This window comes from Streptomyces sp. NPDC042638 (assembly GCF_040647235.1).
GTDB classification, from domain to species: Bacteria; Actinomycetota; Actinomycetes; order Streptomycetales; family Streptomycetaceae; genus Streptomyces; species Streptomyces rameus.
The window spans coordinates 290,438-306,952 of the sequence record NZ_JBEZBT010000002.1 but is presented as its reverse complement, the minus strand read 5'-3'; the positions used below and the strand labels follow the sequence as shown (position 1 = coordinate 306,952).

The 16,515-nt window shown below is 73.6% G+C and carries 16 protein-coding genes; 8 read left to right on the top strand and 8 right to left on the bottom strand.

The window, feature by feature from the left end:
* Positions 1 to 10: 10 nt before the first annotated feature.
* Complete coding sequence (locus tag AB0B40_RS03020; protein ID WP_345055646.1) at positions 11 to 895, bottom strand: SDR family NAD(P)-dependent oxidoreductase; 885 nt, start codon at positions 893 to 895, stop codon at positions 11 to 13.
* Positions 895 to 1,692, bottom strand: a complete 798-nt coding sequence (locus AB0B40_RS03015; RefSeq protein WP_362262389.1) for an acetoacetate decarboxylase family protein — start codon at positions 1,690 to 1,692, stop codon at positions 895 to 897. Before AB0B40_RS03015 ends, AB0B40_RS03020 begins: the two co-directional genes overlap by 1 nt.
* A gap of 102 nt (positions 1,693 to 1,794) precedes the next feature.
* On the opposite strand from AB0B40_RS03015, the gene AB0B40_RS03010 reads away from it, so the two are divergent.
* From AB0B40_RS03010 to AB0B40_RS02985, 6 genes are all read left to right on the top strand, one after another.
* Positions 1,795 to 2,430 (top strand): TetR family transcriptional regulator, encoded by a 636-nt coding sequence (locus tag AB0B40_RS03010; RefSeq protein WP_345055643.1) that lies wholly within the window; start codon positions 1,795 to 1,797, stop codon positions 2,428 to 2,430.
* Between the two features lie 129 nt (positions 2,431 to 2,559).
* Positions 2,560 to 3,543 (top strand): DEDDh family exonuclease, encoded by a 984-nt coding sequence (locus AB0B40_RS03005; RefSeq protein WP_345055641.1) that lies wholly within the window; start codon positions 2,560 to 2,562, stop codon positions 3,541 to 3,543.
* Positions 3,544 to 3,622: 79 nt separating this feature from the next.
* Positions 3,623 to 3,856: a hypothetical protein gene (locus tag AB0B40_RS03000; RefSeq protein ID WP_345055639.1), complete on the top strand. Its 234-nt coding sequence runs from the start codon at positions 3,623 to 3,625 to the stop codon at positions 3,854 to 3,856.
* A 49-nt stretch (positions 3,857 to 3,905) separates the two neighbouring features.
* Positions 3,906 to 4,703, top strand: coding sequence for an SURF1 family protein (locus AB0B40_RS02995; protein WP_345055638.1), 798 nt, complete (start codon positions 3,906 to 3,908; stop codon positions 4,701 to 4,703).
* Between the two features lie 73 nt (positions 4,704 to 4,776).
* Entirely contained in the window at positions 4,777 to 6,561 is a 1,785-nt protein-coding gene (locus AB0B40_RS02990; protein WP_345055636.1) for a glycoside hydrolase family 15 protein, read from the top strand.
* Between the two features lie 5 nt (positions 6,562 to 6,566).
* A complete protein-coding gene (locus AB0B40_RS02985; RefSeq protein ID WP_362262384.1) occupies positions 6,567 to 7,322 on the top strand; it encodes an SDR family oxidoreductase in 756 nt (251 codons plus the stop codon).
* Between the two features lie 341 nt (positions 7,323 to 7,663).
* Here the strand turns inward: AB0B40_RS02985 and AB0B40_RS02980 are convergent, their stop codons facing one another.
* From AB0B40_RS02980 to AB0B40_RS02965, 4 genes are all read right to left on the bottom strand, one after another.
* A complete protein-coding gene (locus tag AB0B40_RS02980) occupies positions 7,664 to 8,467 on the bottom strand; it encodes an enoyl-CoA hydratase/isomerase family protein (protein WP_345055633.1) in 804 nt (267 codons plus the stop codon).
* A 127-nt stretch (positions 8,468 to 8,594) separates the two neighbouring features.
* The gene (locus AB0B40_RS02975; protein ID WP_010355597.1) at positions 8,595 to 8,816 is read right to left on the bottom strand and encodes a helix-turn-helix domain-containing protein; all 222 of its coding nucleotides are present in this window, start codon (positions 8,814 to 8,816) and stop codon (positions 8,595 to 8,597) included.
* A gap of 335 nt (positions 8,817 to 9,151) precedes the next feature.
* Positions 9,152 to 10,750, bottom strand: a complete 1,599-nt coding sequence (locus tag AB0B40_RS02970; protein WP_345055631.1) for an ABC-F family ATP-binding cassette domain-containing protein — start codon at positions 10,748 to 10,750, stop codon at positions 9,152 to 9,154.
* Between the two features lie 92 nt (positions 10,751 to 10,842).
* Positions 10,843 to 11,550 carry a hypothetical protein gene (locus AB0B40_RS02965; protein WP_345055629.1) on the bottom strand — a complete coding sequence of 236 codons (708 nt, stop codon included), beginning with the start codon at positions 11,548 to 11,550 and terminating at the stop codon, positions 10,843 to 10,845.
* Positions 11,551 to 12,100: 550 nt separating this feature from the next.
* Between AB0B40_RS02965 and AB0B40_RS02960 the strand changes: the two genes are divergently transcribed.
* Both AB0B40_RS02960 and AB0B40_RS02955 read left to right on the top strand, forming a co-directional pair.
* Positions 12,101 to 12,991, top strand: coding sequence for a neutral zinc metallopeptidase (locus AB0B40_RS02960; RefSeq protein ID WP_362262379.1), 891 nt, complete (start codon positions 12,101 to 12,103; stop codon positions 12,989 to 12,991).
* Between the two features lie 68 nt (positions 12,992 to 13,059).
* Entirely contained in the window at positions 13,060 to 13,473 is a 414-nt protein-coding gene (locus AB0B40_RS02955; RefSeq protein WP_345055625.1) for a VOC family protein, read from the top strand.
* 16 nt (positions 13,474 to 13,489) lie between these two features.
* On the opposite strand, the gene AB0B40_RS02950 is transcribed toward AB0B40_RS02955, so the two are convergent.
* Together AB0B40_RS02950 and AB0B40_RS02945 are read right to left on the bottom strand one after the other, a co-directional pair.
* On the bottom strand, positions 13,490 to 14,902 hold the full coding sequence (locus tag AB0B40_RS02950; RefSeq protein WP_345055623.1) for a hypothetical protein: 1,413 nt from the start codon (positions 14,900 to 14,902) through the stop codon (positions 13,490 to 13,492).
* A gap of 173 nt (positions 14,903 to 15,075) precedes the next feature.
* Complete coding sequence (locus AB0B40_RS02945; RefSeq protein ID WP_362262459.1) at positions 15,076 to 16,203, bottom strand: alpha/beta fold hydrolase; 1,128 nt, start codon at positions 16,201 to 16,203, stop codon at positions 15,076 to 15,078.
* Between the last annotated feature and the right edge of the window lie 312 nt (positions 16,204 to 16,515).

The window sequence follows — 16,515 nt, the reverse complement described above, 5'->3', positions numbered from 1 at the left end:
AGCCTCCCGGTCAGTCGAGTACGAAGCTTTCGAGGTACGAGGGGTTCGCGCGGTCCAGCATCGACCGGGACCGCGCGCGGATCTGCGCGTCGCTGTGTCCGCCCGCCGGCAGCAGCCAGAAGCGGTCCTCCCGGATGCCGTCCACGACGAGGTCGGCGACTTCCCCGACGGGCGTGAAGCGGACCTCCTGGCCGGCCGCGCGCATCGCGGCCTCCCACTGGTCGAGGCTGCGGTAGGGGGTCCTGCGCGGGCGTTCCTTGGCGTAGCGGGCGGGGCGGTTGCGGTGCGACTCCCACAGGCCGGTGCGCAGCATGTGCGGGCCGGGGAAGAGGACGGAGGCGCCCACGCGCGCGTGTTCCGCCCTGAGGTGGGCGTAGAGGGACTCGGTCAGGGTGACGACGGCCGCCTTGGTGACCGCGTAGACGGAGGCGGTCGGGAGCGGTGCGACGCCGCCGTCGGTGGAGGATGTATTGACCACATGACCGGGTTGACCCGACTTGATCATCCTGGGCACGAACGCCTGGACGCCGTGGAAGACGCCCCATACGTTGACGGCGAAGGCCCACTTCCAGTCGTTCGGGTCGTGCTCCCACATACGGCCCTCGGCGCCGGAGCCGACACCCGCGTTGTTGCACAGGACGTGCACGGCGCCGTAGGTGTCGTACGCCGTGTCGGCCAGTGCCATGACCTGGTCGCGTTCGCCGACGTCGACCACGCGCGCGTGGACGTCGGCGCCCTCGGCGCGCAGGCCGGCGGCGGCCTTGTCCAGGGCGGCCTCCTCGACGTCCGCGAGGACGACCTTCAGGCCGTCGGCCGCGAACCGCCGGGCCATGGCCAGCCCGATCCCGCTCGCCGCTCCGGTGACGACGGCGACCTGTCCCGCCAGCAGCCGCATCACGCGCTCCCCGCGGGCGGCCCGTCGTGGGCCTGGAGCGGGTCGTCGTAGCGCTGGTGGACGTAGGGCAGCAGGGCCTGCGCGTCGACCCGTTCGGCCACCCGTCCGCTCTGGTCGCTGGTCTTCTCGCCGACCGTGATCTCCAGCAGGCGCAGCACCGGGAGGTCGGCGACGGGGTCGTACAGGGACTCGCGCAGCACCACGTCCCCCGTGACCCGTTCCAGCCGGCGCACCTTCTCGTGCCGTACGCAGTGCACGAGCACGGGCTCACCGTCGAAGCCGGAACCGTCCACGGCGGGCAGGAACTTGAAGTAGAAGTCGGTCCTGCGCGCGGGCTCGGGCAGGGGCAGCGGGCCGCTCGCCGCGCCCCTGATCTCCACGAAGGCGATGCCGTGCCGCGCCATCGACGCCCGTACGACGAGACCGTCGCGCTCGACGGTGATCTCGCCGAGCTTCTTGGGCTCCCCGAAGACCTCGCGGCCGCCGGTGAGGGCGCGCTCGTGGCTCATCGGCATCACCAGCGGGTACCACCCGTCGACCTCGCCGTGGGCGGCGGCCACCGCGAAGGAGCCCGCGCCGAGCGGATATCCGGGCAGGTCGACCCTGCTGACGGTCGCCCGCACCAGGGGCCGTCCGGTGGGCTTCAGCGGGGGCGGCAGCACCGCCGCGACCGCGTCCGGGTCGGTCTCCCAGACGGCCACCACACCGGTGGACCAGATGCCGGGGAGCCGTGCGCTCGCGGTGCGTTTGGCGGCGATCTCCCGTTCGGTGCGTGCGCCGTACCGTACACGTGCCATGGGTGTACCCACCCTTCTTCTGACGGACCGTCATCTGTAACACAGTTACAGCAGACCGGGTGCGGGGTAAATACGCGTGCACGGACGGGAGTTAGGGGGATCATGGCGAGCGGGGCGAGGGGTGCGCTGACCCGGGAGGCGGTGCTGGAGGCCGCGGCGGGACTGGTGCGGCGGCGCGGTCCGGACGCGCTGACGATGCGCGGGCTCGCCGCCGAGCTGGGCACGGCGGTCACGTCGATCTACTGGCACGTCGGGGGCCGCGAGGCGCTGCTCGACGCGCTCGTGGAGCGGACCGTGGCCGGTCTCGGCGAGATCCGCCCCTCCGGGCGCACCCCGGAGCAGCGTGTGCTGTCGGTCGCGCGCGCTCTGCGGCGCCAGCTGCGCGACCATCCGCATCTGGTGGCCCTGGTCCACGAGCGGGGTCTGACCGAGCGGATGTTCCTGCCCGCCCAGCGGGTCCTGGTGCGCGAGGCGCACGCGGCGGGGCTGCGCGGGGCCCGGGCCGCCGAGTTCGTCCGGGCCGTGCAGTTCCAGGTGGTCGGGCACGTGCTGGTCGAGCGCAACCGCGAGCGGGCCCCGGCGCAGCACCCCGGCGAGCCGGAACTGTGGCGCGCCGGGAGCGCCGGGGACGACCCCGCCCTGGCCCGGGCACTGGCCCGCCCGGTGGACACGGAACGGCTGTTCGTGACGGCGGTACGGGCGCTGGTGCGGTCCCTGCTGGCACCGCACGGAGTATGACCGGCCCGCCCGTTCCCCCTGCGCCCGTCCGAGCACCTGCGCGGTGACCGAGCACGGGGGCGAGCCCGGGTCGCCCGGACGGGACCTTGGGGACCGCGCTGTCAGTCGTGGCCCGTATCCTCATTGACCATGCTCGAAGACCGTGCGACCGCAGTGTCCTCCCCCACCCAGTGGCCGGCCGCGTATCCGAAGGGATACGCGGTCGTTGACGTGGAGACCACCGGCCTGGCCCGGGACGACCGGATCATCTCCGCGGCCGTCTACCGGCTGGACGCGTGCGGCGAGGTCGAGGACCACTGGTACACGCTGGTCAACCCGGAGCGCGATCCGGGTCCCGTGTGGATACACGGTCTGACGAGCGAGGTGCTCGAGGGCGCGCCGCTGTTCGGGGACGTCGCCGAGGAGTTCGCGGCCCGTCTGGACGGCCGGGTGCTCGTGGCGCACAACGCCGTCTTCGACTGGCAGATGATCGCGCGGGAGTACGCGCGCGTGCGGCGCGAGGCGCCGGTGCGTCAGCGGCTGTGCACCATCGCGCTGTCGAAGGAGCTGGGCCTGCCGCTGCCCAACTTCAAGCTGGAGTCGCTGGCGGCGCACTTCGGGGTCGTGCAGCAGCGGGCACACCACGCGCTGGACGACGCGCGGGTGCTGGCGGAGGCGTTCCGGCCCAGCCTGCGGGCCGCGGCGGTGGGCGGTGTCCGGCTGCCGCTGCTGGAGTGCCGGCCGCTGACGGAGTGGTCGGACCGGCCGGTGCCCCGGCAGTCGACGGGCGGCTACGGCGGCTACCGGGCGGGCAGTTGGCGCCCCTCCCGTAAAAGGCCCGCATGCCCCTATCCCAACCCCGGTCGCTACGAAGACGGCAAAGGACTCAAACAGGGCATGCGGGTGGCCTTCTCCGGCGACACGTCGACCGAGCGCGACCTGCTGGAGGACCGGGCCGTGGAGGCCGGGCTGCATATCGCCACCAGCGTCTCCCGGCTGACCAGCCTGCTGGTGACCAACGACCCCGACTCGGGCACGTCCAAGACGGTCAAGGCCCGGCAGTTCGGCACGCCGGTCGTGGACGAGGCCGCGTTCGGGCAGCTGCTCCGGGATGTCGAGCCCGCCGACGGGTGATCGTACGAATGAGTGATTGACCCACGACTCACCCGGACCCCGCTCGCGGTGACCTCTCCGACGACTCACCCTGTGGCGCATGGCGAAATGTGAAGTCTGCGGCAATGAATACGGAATGACCTTCGAGGTGCACGCGCAGGGCGCGATCCATGTGTTCGACTGCTTCTCCTGCGCGATCCACCGCATGGCCCCCATCTGCGAGCACTGCCGTGTGCAGATCATCGGCCAGGGGGTGGAGGCCGACGGCGCGTGGTACTGCGGCGCCCACTGCGCCCGGGCCGAGGGGAAGACGGGCATCGTCGACCGGGTGTGACCCGGTACCCGCCTGATTGCACCCCACGGCTCGGAGGTACCGTCGTGGGGTGCACCGCTACCGCTTCCTGTTGTCCCTCCAGTGGGTCATCCTCACACTCGTCGCGATCGCGCTGATCCCGACGATGATCAGGCTGGGTTTCTGGCAGCAGCACCGGTACGAGGAACGCACCGCCCGCAACGGCCTGGTCTCCACCGCGCTGCACGCCGAGCCGGTCCCGGTCGAGCGGCTGACCTCCCCCGGTCACACCGTGACCCGCGCCGAGAAGTACCGCACGGTCACCGCGACCGGCACCTTCGACACCGCGAAGGAGGTCGTGGTCCGCCGCCGCACCAGCTCCGACGGCCAGGTCGGCTTCCACGTCCTGACCCCGCTCGTCCTCACGGACGGCAAGGTGCTGCTGGTCAACCGGGGCTGGATCCCCGCGAACGGCGCGCAGACCGCCTTCCCGAAGATCCCCGCACCCCCGGCCGGCCCGACCACCGTCACCGGGCGGCTGATGGCCGACGAGACGACCGCGGCGAGCGGCATCAAGAACGTCGACGGCCTCCCCGACCGGCAGATCATGCTGATCAACAGCGCCGAGGAGGCGCGGCGGCTGGGCGCGCGGGTGCTCGGCGGTTACATCCAGCAGACCGCGCCCGAGCCCAAGGGCGGTTCCCCGGAGCAGATCTCCGACCCGGGCAGCGAGGACGCCCCGCTGAACTACGCGTACATGCTCCAGTGGTGGCTGTTCGCGGCGGCCGTTCCGGTCGGCTGGTGGTTCCTGGTCCGGCGGGAGATCCGGGACCGCGAGGAGGCCGCGGCGCAGCCGCAGCCGGAGGAGAGCGAGCCGGCCGCGGTCTGAGCGAGCCGCCGCCCGGTCACTCCGCCGGCGGTCCACCTGATTGGCCCTCTGGTCCGCCGGGAAACCGCATCCCGTGAACGCGCGCATCGACGACTACGCCCTCATCGGCGACGAGCAGACCGCGGGCCTGGTCGGCAAGGACGGCTCGATCGACTGGCTGTGCCTGCCGCGTTTCGACTCCGGGGCGTGCTTCGCCCGTCTGCTGGGCGACGAGGACCACGGCCACTGGCGGATCGCACCCGAGGGAGCGGACACCTGCACGCGCCGCGCCTACCGGCCCGACACCCTCGTCCTCGACACCGAGTGGGAGACCGCCGACGGCACGGTGCGCGTCACCGACCTGATGCCGCAGCGCGACCGCGCGCCCGACGTGGTGCGGATCGTGGAGGGGGTCAGCGGCCGGGTCACCGTCCGCAGCGCCCTGCGCCTCCGCTTCGACTACGGCTCGGTCACCCCGTGGGTGCGCCGCTCGGACGGCCACCGGGTGGCCGTCGCGGGACCGGACTCCGCCTGGCTGCGCGCCGAGCCGGACGTGCACACCTGGGGCGAGGACTTCTGCACCCACTCGCGGTTCACCGTCGCCGAGGGCGACCGGGTCGCGTTCGTCCTCACCTGGCACCCCTCGCACGAGAGGCGTCCGCCGCTCACCGACCCGTACGAGGCGCTGGAGAGCAGCGTGACCGACTGGCGGCGCTGGGCCCGCCAGTGCCGGTACGACGGCCCGTACCGGGACGAGGTCGTCCGCTCCCTCATCACCCTCAAGGCCCTCACCTACGCCCCGACCGGCGGGATCGTCGCCGCGGCGACCACGTCGCTGCCCGAGAAGCCGGGCGGCGTGCGCAACTGGGACTACCGGTACTGCTGGCTGCGCGACTCCACCCTCACCCTCGGCGCGCTGCTCACCGCGGGTTACCGCGAGGAGGCCGAGGCCTGGCGGGACTGGCTGCTGCGCGCGGTCGCCGGTGACCCGGCCGACCTGCAGATCATGTACGGCGTCGCGGGTGAACGGCGGCTGCCGGAGACGGAACTGCCGTGGCTGCCCGGCTTCCTCGGCTCCGCCCCCGTACGCATCGGCAACGGCGCGGTCGACCAGCTCCAGCTGGACGTGTACGGCGAGGTGATGGACTCGCTGTCGCTGGCCCGCGCGTCGGGCGTGCCGACCCGGCCGCACATGTGGGCCATGCAGCGCTCGCTGATGAGGTTCCTGGAATCGGCGTGGCGGCAGCCGGACGAGGGCCTGTGGGAGGTGCGCGGCGGCCGGCGCCAGTTCGTGTACTCCAAGGTGATGGTGTGGGTGGCCGCCGACCGGGCCGTGCGGACGCTGGAGAGGCACAAGGAGCTGGACGGCGACCTGGAGGGCTGGCGCAGACTGCGCGAGGAGGTCCACCGGGAGGTGTGCGAGAGGGGTTTCGACGCCGAGCGCAACACCTTCACCCAGTACTACGGCTCCCGCGAACTCGACGCGGCCCTGCTGCTCATCCCCCGGGTCGGGTTCCTGCCGCCGGAGGACCCGCGGGTGACCGGCACGGTCGACGCGATCCGCGAGAACCTCGGGCACAACGGCTTCCTGCGCCGCTACGACACCGAGGACTCGCTGGTCGACGGGCTGCCGAGCGGCGAGGGCGCCTTTCTGGCCTGCTCCTTCTGGCTGGCCGACGCGCTGCACCTGACCGGCCGGACGAAGGAGGCCCGCGAGCTGTTCGACCGGCTGGTGGGCCTGTGCAACGACGTGGGCCTGCTGGCCGAGGAGTACGACCCCCTCGACGACTGCCAGCTCGGCAACTTCCCGCAGGCGTTCAGTCATATCGGACTGGTGAACACCGCTCTGACGCTGTACGGGGGCGACGAGGCAGGATAGGGGCCATGGATCTTGGACTGAAGGACCGGGTGTACGTCGTCACCGGGGCGACCCGGGGACTGGGCAACGCCACCGCGCGGGAGCTGGTCGCCGACGGGGCGAAGGTGGTCATCACCGGCCGGGACGAGAAGCGGGTCGCCGACGCCGCCGCCGAGCTGGGCCCGAACGCGGTGGGCGTGGCCGTGGACAACGCCGACGCCGGGGCGCCCGAGCGGCTGATCGCGGCCGCCCGTGAGCACTTCGGCGGCTTCCACGGGGTGCTGGTGAGCGTGGGCGGCCCGCCGCCCGGGTTCGTCGCGGACAACACCGACGAGCAGTGGCGGGCCGCGTTCGAGTCGGTCTTCCTCGGCGCGGTGCGGGTCGCCCGGGCGGCGGCGGCCGAGCTGACGGAGGGCGGTGTCATCGGCTTCGTGCTGTCCGGGTCGGTGTACGAGCCGATTCCGGGGCTGACCGTGTCCAACGGGCTGCGGCCGGGGCTGGCCGGGTTCGCCAAGTCGATCGCCGACGAGCTGGGGCCGCGGGGGATCCGGGTGCTGGGGCTGCTGCCCGGACGGATCGCCACCGACCGCTTGCGTGAGCTGGACTCCCTCTCGGCCGACCCCGAGGCGACCCGGGCCGCCAACGAGTCGCGCATTCCGCTGCGCAGGTACGGCACGCCCGAGGAGTTCGGGCGGGTCGCGGCGTTCATGCTGTCTCCCGCGGCCTCCTACGTGACGGGCGTGATGGTCTCCGTCGACGGGGGGACACGGCACGGGTTCTAGGCGCGGGGCGTCAAAGCACCGTCACCGTCCCTCACGGTGCGGTGCCCGCTCCCGTCGGACCTCGGCACCCGAGGCCCGCGCGGCACCCGGGGAACGCGGAGGGGCACCGGACCCCCCTGCCCGCCCCGCGCGCGTGGGGAGCGCGACCGGCGCGGACCACCCGGCCCCGGACGGCGCGCAGGTTCCGCGGCGCCGTACGGGACACACGCGAGGGCCGGTCGACGGTGGCCGTACCGGTCACCGCGGCCGGCCGGGACCTCGGCGGGACCGGCCGGCTCCGGGCGACGGCGTCTCCTCGTGCGGGCCCGCGGGCCCGGCAGGCAGGCCCTCGCCCGCCGGGCTCATTCGCCGAGCCCGGCCAGGTCCCGCAGCCGCCGCGCCTGGGCGGCCCGCTCCGCGGCACGCTGCTCCTCGTAGGAACGGCCGGCCGCGCTGCGCAGCAACCCCTTGGTCTCCACCACGGCGTCCCGCGGCGCGGCCAGCACCGCGGCGGCCAAGTCACGCGCCGCCGCGTCGAGTTCCGGCGCGGGCACCGCGAGGTTGGCCAGGCCGCTCGACACCGCCTCCTCGGCCCCGACGAACCGCCCGGTCACGCAGATCTCCAGCGCGCGGCCGTACCCGACGAGCCCGACCAGCGGGTGGGTGCCGGTCAGGTCGGGGACGAGACCCAGGCTGGTCTCACGCATGGCGAACTGCACGTCGTCGGCGACGACCCGCAGGTCGCAGCCGAGCGCGAGCTGGAAGCCGGCCCCGATGGCATGCCCCTGTACGGCGGCGATGGACACGATGTCGGTCCGCCGCCACCAGGTGAACGCCTCCTGGTATTCGGCGATGGTCGCGTCGATCCCGGCGTCGTCACGGCGCGCGAGTTCGACGAAGGTCGGCTCGCCCGGGATGCCCTCCGGGGTGAACATCTGACGGTCCAGCCCGGCGGAGAAGGACTTGCCCTCGCCGCGCAGCACCACGACGCGGACGGAGCCCGGCAGCAGCCGCCCGGCCTCGGCCAGCGCCCGCCACAGGGCGGGGCTCTGCGCGTTGCGCTTGGCCGGGTTGGTCAGCGTCACCGTGGCGAGCGCGTCGTCGACGGTGAGCCGTACGCCGTCCTTGTCGAGTACAGGAGCGAGGTCCTGGTCGGGCGAAGCCATGGGGCGCCTCCGATGGGTGCGGTCATCACGCAGTGCCGTACGGCATGCTAAGTGACTGCACAGTAACCACCCGGCCGATCACACCGCCGACCGGGTGGCCACCATCGAAGCCGATGGCCGCCCGGAGTCAGGACGTAGCGGCCTTCTTGCCCCGGGTCGCTCCGCCACGCCCACGGAGCGTGACGCCCGACTCACTGAGCATCCGGTGTACGAAGCCATACGAGCGGCCGGTCTCCTCGGCCAGCGCCCGGATGCTCGCACCGGAGTCGTACTTCTTCTTCAGGTCTGCCGCGAGCTTGTCGCGCGCGGCGCCGGTCACCCGGCTGCCCTTCTTCAGAGTCTCGGCCACCCGTGCCTCCTCATGGGAAGTGCGCTCTGGTCTCCTCATGATCACCCCTCCCGGGCGTGATGGCCACCCATTCGGCAAGGTCGGTGGGACATCGTTGTGACGACAGGAGCGGATCCCCACAAGCGGAATGAGGGATTCCAGGGGTTGCGGTCCGTGGGTCCGCACGGGTGGTATCGCGAAGTGCCAGGTCAGGGACGCACGGCGGCCGATCCCCGGACAGTTGGGGGATCGGCCGGAAAATCCGTGTACGACACACCTCGATACGAGGAGATCTCACACAGATGATGGATCACCGATCGGCTGAATGATCCATACTCAGTGGCTCAGGTCTTCGATCACGCCAGGGCGACGAGATCCGCGTAGTCGGAGCCCCACAGGTCCTCGACGCCGTCCGGCAGCAGAATGATCCGCTCCGGCTGGAGCGCCTCGACGGCGCCCTCGTCGTGGGTGACCAGGACGACCGCGCCCTTGTAGGTCCGCAGGGCGCCGAGGATCTCCTCGCGGCTGGCCGGGTCCAGGTTGTTCGTCGGCTCGTCCAGGAGCAGCACGTTCGCCGAGGAGACGACCAGCGTGGCCAGGGCGAGACGGGTCTTCTCGCCGCCGGAGAGGACACCGGCCGGCTTGTCCACGTCGTCACCCGAGAACAGGAACGAGCCCAGCACCTTGCGGACCTCGACCAGATCCATGTCGGGGGCGGCCGAGCGCATGTTCTCCAGCACCGTGCGCTCGGGGTCCAGGGTCTCGTGCTCCTGGGCGTAGTAGCCCAGCTTGAGGCCGTGGCCGGGGACGACCTCGCCGGTGTCGGGCTGCTCCACCCCGCCGAGCAGCCGCAGCAGGGTGGTCTTGCCGGCGCCGTTGAGGCCGAGGATGACGACCCTCGACCCCTTGTCGATGGCCAGGTCGACGTCGGTGAAGATCTCCAGCGAGCCGTACGACTTCGACAGGCCCTCGGCCATCAGCGGGGTCTTGCCGCAGGGCGCGGGGTCCGGGAAGCGGAGCTTGGCGACCTTGTCGGACTGGCGGACCGCCTCCAGGCCGGAGAGCAGCTTGTCGGCACGGCGGGCCATGTTCTGCGCGGCGACCGTCTTGGTGGCCTTGGCGCGCATCTTGTCCGCCTGGGAGTGCAGGGCGGCGGCCTTCTTCTCGGCGTTGGCGCGCTCGCGCTTGCGGCGCTTCTCGTCGGCCTCGCGCTGCTGCTGGTAGAGCTTCCAGCCCATGTTGTAGACATCGATCTGGGAGCGGTTGGCGTCCAGGTAGAACACCTTGTTCACGACCGTCTCGACCAGGTCGACGTCGTGGGAGATCACGATGAAGCCGCCGCGGTAGGTCTTCAGGTAGTCGCGCAGCCAGACGATCGAGTCGGCGTCGAGGTGGTTGGTGGGCTCGTCGAGCAGCAGGGTGTCCGCGTCCGAGAACAGGATCCGGGCCAGCTCGATACGGCGGCGCTGACCGCCGGAGAGGGTGTGCAGCGGCTGGCCGAGCACCCGGTCGGGTAGGTTCAGGGCGGCGGCGATGGTGGCGGCCTCGGCCTCGGCGGCGTACCCGCCCTTGGTGAGGAACTCGGTCTCCTGGCGCTCGTACTGCCTCAGGGCCTTCTCGCGGGTGGCGCCCTGGCCGTTGGCGATGCGCTGCTCGTTCTCGCGCATCTTGCGGATCAGCACGTCGAGGCCGCGCGCGGACAGGACACGGTCGCGGGCCAGGACGTCGAGGTCGCCGGTGCGGGGGTCCTGCGGGAGGTAGCCGACCTCGCCGGAGCGGGTGATGGTGCCGGCGGCGGGGATGCCCTCGCCGGCCAGGCACTTGGTGAGGGTGGTCTTGCCTGCGCCGTTACGGCCGACGAGGCCGATGCGGTCGCCCTTGGCGACACGGAAGGTGGCGTTCTCGATGAGGACGCGCGCACCGGCGCGCAGCTCGATACCGGAGGCGGAGATCACGGACAGACTCCAGGGCAGACGGGGATTGACGGGTGGGCGGCTGAGGACGTTCCCGCCGTCTAATGCGCGAGGAGAAAGGCCATGGGCCAATTCTAACGGGGCCGGGCAAGCGGTTTTCCTGCGTCCAGGCGCCCCGGGCGCGGACCGGGCAGATCGTTGCCCAGCGGGGTGCGGTCTGGGGCGATCCGGCCCAGGTCGTCCAGGGCCACGAGCTGGCCGGTCCAGGAGGCGTCCGCGCACGGCTGGGCGAGGAGGAGGGCGGTGCCCCGCCGTACGGCACCCTCGGGCCGGAAGGCACAGCCCGGGCCGGCGGGCAGCACCCAGCGCAGATCGCCGTCGGCGGTGCGGTAGGCGGTGACGCGGCGCGGGGTGACGACCCCGAGGATGCCCCGGCCGAGGGGGCGCAGGACGCCGGTGCCGCCCTGGGCCGGGAGCCACTCGGCCGCGTCGGGCAGGGCGCGGTGCCAGCGCACGGAGCGGCCGTCCGTGTCGGTGAGCAGTCCGTCGTCCCAGAGCGTGATCGCGGCCCCGCGCGCGGGCTGCACGGCCACGGGACGATGCCCCGCGCGCGCGTACCGCCACCGCGGCGCACCGGTACGGCGGTCGTAGCCGACCACGGCGGCCCCCCGCGCCCGCGCCGCCCACTGCCCGTCCCCGCTGTGCAGGAGCCGGTCCCCGTAGGGGGCGCCCCGCAGCTGGTGCGCCCCGCCGAGAACCCCGGCGCCCACGGCGACGAACAGCAGACCGACGACGACCCGACGGCCGAAGACGACGAGAGCTGAGCCGTCCGGGACGGACACCGGGACTACGGCACGGGGGGCGGGCTCGGACACCGCGGCACGGGGGGCGGGTCCCGGGGTCGCAGCGCCGGGGGCGGCACCCGGACCTGCCGTGCCGGGGACAGGCTCCGGACCTGCCGCGCCCGGGGCGGGCTCCGCGGTGATGGTGGTGGGAACGGGGGCGGCCGAGGCGGGGCCGGCTGGTTCGGGGCGCGGGGCGGGGGTGTGGCGCGCGATGGCCGGGACGGCCGGCGGGGCCGGGCAGGGTTCCGGGTCCGGGGCGGGGACAGCGTGAGCCTCGGCCGCGCAGGGCCGGCGCGTGGCAGGTGAGGGCGGGGCGGGGTGGTCGGGGACGTGGGGTGGAAGTGCCACCTTGCCCCCTTCGGTCTCCACCGTCCCGGAATAGGGGCCGAGCGTAGTCACCGGCCTCCGGGCCGTCCGGGCGGCCGGGCGGGTGGGAAGGTGATGTCCCCCGTTCGGCGGTTTGGCCTGCGCGGGGCGGTGGAGCGGGTAAGGATGGCGCCAGGGTTCGGACGATGCGCCCGCGGCGCGGTCGGAAGGCGGTGGGCGCGTGCAGTTCGACGACGACGCGGATCTGGACACCTCCGAGGTGCAGGACGTGCGCGGCAGCTGGCTCCCGGGCGGCAGGGCGACCGTCGGTGGCGGCATCGTCGGCCTCGTCGGCCTGCTGCTGGGGCTCTTCTTCGGCGTCGGACCGGATCAGCTGGGGCTGTCCACCGGCGGTGACGAGGCCTCGCCCACCTCCTCCTCGCTCGCTCAGGTCCAGCAGACCTGCCGCACCGGCCGGGACGCGAACACCCGGTACGACTGCCGGGCGGTGGCCGTGGTGAACAGCGTGCAGGACTACTGGACCCAGGAGTTCCGGCGGCGGGGGCGGACGTACAGCCCCTCCCCGACGGTGCTCTTCAGCGGCCAGGTCGGTACGGCCTGCGGCACGGCGACCTCGGCGGTCGGGCCGTTCTACTGTCCCGGGGACCGCAAGGTCTATCTGGACCTGGGCTTCTTCGACGACCTGCGGGCGAAGTTCGGGGCGTCGGGCGGCCCCTTCGCGCAGGCGTACGTGATCGCGCACGAGTACGGGCATCACGTGCAGGACCTGCTCGGCGTGCTCGGCCGTTCCCAGGACGGGATGACCGGCGCGAACAGCGGCAGCGTGCGCACCGAGCTGCAGGCGGACTGCTACGCGGGCGTATGGGCGCGCCACGCGACGACCACGCCCGACGAGTCGACCGGGCGCCCGCTGATGACCAGCCTGACGGCCGCCGACATCAGAGACGGCCTGGACGCCGCGGCGGCCGTGGGCGACGACCGGATCCAGGAGCGGTACCAGGGCCGGGTGACGCCGGATACCTGGACGCACGGGTCGGCGCTGCAGCGGCAGCAGTGGTTCCAGCAGGGCTACCGGACCGGTGACATGACGCGGTGCGACACGTTCCGCTGACGCGTTGTCAGTGGCGCCTGCAAGACTCGAGGAGCACGGCGGAACCGAGGCACGAAGGAGTGATCGGCATGGCGGGCACGGGCGGCGCACGGCCCAGCGTCTATCCCACGCTGCTGTACGCGGACGCGAAGGCGGCGATCAGGCAGCTCACCGAGGCCCTCGGCTTCACCGAGCTGTCGCTGTACGAGACGGAGGACGGCAAGATCATGCACGCCGAGCTGGTCCAGGGCAGCGGCGCGGTGATGATCGGCTCCAAGGGCCGCGGCGGCCGTCTCGACGCGCTGATGAAGGGCGCGGGACCCGCGGGGGTGTACGTCGTGGTGGACGACGTGGACGCCCACCACCAGCGCGCCGTGGAGCACGGCGTGGAGATCCTGATGCCCCCGACGGACCAGGACTACGGCTCGCGGGACTACATGGCCCGGGACACCGAGGGCAACATCTGGAGCTTCGGGACGTACGCCCCGGAGATCGGGGCCTGACCCGCCCCCGCTCCGTTCATCCCCCGGTGTGCACCTGGAACGCGGCGCGGCGTACGGCCTTGGCCAGGGCCGGGTCGGGGTGGGCGGCGGCGAGCGCCACCAGGACCTGCACGGTGCGCGGGTGGCCGACGGCGCGGACCTCGTCGAGCAGCCGGGGCACGGTGGGCTGCACCGCGGACTCCAGGTGCCGGACCAGCATCGGCGCCTCACCGTGGTCGGCGACGGCGGCGGCGGTGTCCACCCACAGCCAGGTGGCCTCCTCCCGGGTGAGCACCTCGTGGGCGTCCTCCGGGTCTACGCCGTCGTGCTCGGCGAGCCACAGCAGGGCGTACGGCCGGAGAGCCGGCTCGTCCACGACGGCCCGTACGTCGGGCTCGGCGGGCGCGCCGACGACCCGCAGCGCCTCGAAGGCCAGACCGCGCAGCAGGGCGTCGTCGCCGCGGGCGGCATCGACCAGCTGGGTGACGGCGCTGCCGACGGGCCGGGCGGCGAGCCAGGCGCGGTACTCGGCGCGGGCCGCGTTGGGGCGGAGCTGGGCGCAGCCGCGGAGCATGTCCTCGGCGGACTGCTCGATGTTGCCGGCGGGGCTCTGCGCGGCCACGCAGATCTGCTCCAGCTTGACCCAGACCGCCCAGCTGCCCAGCGGGGTGAGCGTGGCCTGGCCGGCTCCGTAGGTGAGGGCGCCGACGGAGGCGAGGGCCCGCAGCGCCCAGTCGAGCAGGGGGGCCAGCGGGGCGTCGGCGGCGGGGGCGGCCGGAGCCGGGGGTGGGGCGGGCTCTCCGGTGCCGTGCTCGTAGGCGACCTCGCAGCGTTCGGTACGCAGTTCGGTGACCCGCTGCTGGAGCAGGTCGAGCAGTTGCTCGACCGGGACCGGGCCGGCGGACAGCTGGAGGAAGGAGAGCAGCTGCGGCATGGCCGAGACGACCTCGGCGACGGCGGCCGGCTCGTGACCGTCCGGTTCGGGGCAGGCGAGCGACCAGGCGTCGAAGAGGGCGACCCAGCCGCGCAGTACGGCGCTGTCGTCGCGGTCCCAGGCGCGCAGGCGCCAGCCGGGGCGCGCGCTGTCGCCGTGCACCTCGACGAGTCCGGCGAGGCGGGCGGTGTCCCAGTCGGCGCGGATCTGAGCGGCGCTCAGGCCGAGGTCGGCGGCGGCGCGTTCGGCGGTGGCGTCGGAGAGGGTGGCCTTGCCGTCGGCGGTGGCGCTGTCGCGGCCGGGCCCGAGGGCCGCGTCGGCCCAGCGGGCGACGCGGGCCGCGCCGGCCAGACCGGTGCGGGCCATTCCGGCCAGTTCGGCGCGGGCGGGGGTGCCCTCCGGGGGCCGGGGTGCGGGGCGGCCTGGGCGCCGCTGGTTCACAGCTCTGGGGGCGGCGGCCAGGGGTCGCGGTCGGACGAGTCGGAGCCTGGAGTCGCGCGGGATACGGGACGTCACGGGTGCAGTCTTCCGGTTGACGGTCCGAAAACCCAAACGGAATGTCACGGCGGGCGACGGAGATGGCCAACGCACAGGGTGTGGGAACGGTGACGGAGGCGTGATCAGGCCAGCCGTACGGCCTTAAACGGAATGCTTCGCACCGGGGCCGGCGGACTCTCGGCGCCCGGGCGTCACATCAGCGGGGTCAGGAACCGGCGCAGCCGCTCCTCGTACTCCTCGGGGTCCGCGTTCCACATCGCCGCGTGCGGGGCGTGCGGCACGGTGTGCAGGGCGACGAGGTCGGCGCGGCGGCGGGCGAGCCGGCGGGAGAACTCCCAGGGGGCGACCTGGTCGTCCGGGCCGTGGATGATCAGGGTGGGGACCTGGAGCAGGCCGGGATCGGCGCTCTCGGCGACCCGGTCGGGCTCCAGCCCGGCCCGGCCCTGCGCGGCCCGCACGGCGAGCGGCAGCAGCGGCTGCGGGATGTGGCGGGCCCGGGCCAGAGCCCGCAGCGTGGCCTCCCAGCTGAGCACCGGCGAGTCGAGGACGAGCCCGGCGACGCGGTCGCGGGCCGCGGAGTGCTCGGCGGCGCGCAGGGCCATGGTGGCGCCGGTGGACCAGCCGAGCAGGACGACCCGGCCGGCGCCGTGGCGGACGGCGTAGCGGATCGCCGCCTCGACGTCGCGCCACTCGGTCTCGCCGAGGTGGTTCAGTCCGTCCGGCGGGCGCGGGGCGCCGAGGTCACCGCGGTAGGCGAGGGCGAGCACCGGCAGCCGGCGGCCGTGCAGGAAGCCGAGGACGTTCAGGGCCTGCTCCCGGGTGGTGCCGAGGCCGTGCACGGCGATCACCCAGGTGTCCCGGTCGCCGGGCACGAACCAGGCGGGCAGGGCACCCAGTTCGCCGGGCACGTCGACGTCCGTGTGGTCCAGGCCGAGGGCGGTGCGGGGGTTGCCGACGTACAGGTTGGGGGTGAGCCACGCCGCGTCACCGGCCCTGAAGGTGCCGTGGGTGACGCGCTCCAGGCGCCGTACGACGGTGTCCGCGGTGTGCGCGGCCGCCTCCAGGACGGGGCCGACGACGGCGTGGGAGCCGTTGCCGGCGAGGCCGTAGGTGCCGGGGCGCAGGGCGGCCAGGTCACGGGTGAGCGTGATCTGCCCGGCGGCCGTGCCGTGCACGGTCAGCCGGGGCTCCGTGGGCAGGGGACGGCCCGCGGGCGCCTTCAGCGCGGCGTCGCTGGCGATCCGGCCGGCGGCCACGGAGGCCGTGCCGGCGGCCAGGACGGCGCTGAGTGCGGTGGCGGTCGCTTTGACGGTGCGCACGGGTCCAGTCTCATGGGGGTTGACGCCACCGGCCAGCGGAAGCGCGGAGCCGGGTGAGGGGCGTCGGGGTGCGGGCGGGACCGGCGCCGCCGGGAAGGTCCGTGGCCGCCGAGCAGCGCCGCGGAGCCCCGTGACCGCGTCCGTGAGCCGGGGGCCGAGCGCGCGGAGCAGGGCCGGAAGGCGGCGGCGGAGCGCGGAGAGCCGCACCGGAGCCCGGCGGCCGAGCGCGGAGAGCCCCACCGGAGCCCGGCGGCCGAGCGTGGAGAGCCCCACCGGAGCCGGGCGGCCGAGCGCCGCGAGCCCCACCGGAGC

Bases quoted from the DNA above. Each gene is read 5' to 3' on its own strand.
- AB0B40_RS03020 (WP_345055646.1), bottom strand. From the start codon at position 895: ATGCGGCTGCTGGCGGGACAGGTCGCCGTCGTCACCGGAGCGGCGAGC.
- AB0B40_RS03015 (WP_362262389.1), bottom strand. From the start codon at position 1,692: ATGGCACGTGTACGGTACGGCGCACGCACCGAACGGGAGATCGCCGCC.
- AB0B40_RS03010 (WP_345055643.1), top strand. From the start codon at position 1,795: ATGGCGAGCGGGGCGAGGGGTGCGCTGACCCGGGAGGCGGTGCTGGAG.
- AB0B40_RS03005 (WP_345055641.1), top strand. From the start codon at position 2,560: ATGCTCGAAGACCGTGCGACCGCAGTGTCCTCCCCCACCCAGTGGCCG.
- AB0B40_RS03000 (WP_345055639.1), top strand. From the start codon at position 3,623: ATGGCGAAATGTGAAGTCTGCGGCAATGAATACGGAATGACCTTCGAG.
- AB0B40_RS02985 (WP_362262384.1), top strand. From the start codon at position 6,567: ATGGATCTTGGACTGAAGGACCGGGTGTACGTCGTCACCGGGGCGACC.
- AB0B40_RS02980 (WP_345055633.1), bottom strand. From the start codon at position 8,467: ATGGCTTCGCCCGACCAGGACCTCGCTCCTGTACTCGACAAGGACGGC.
- AB0B40_RS02955 (WP_345055625.1), top strand. From the start codon at position 13,060: ATGGCGGGCACGGGCGGCGCACGGCCCAGCGTCTATCCCACGCTGCTG.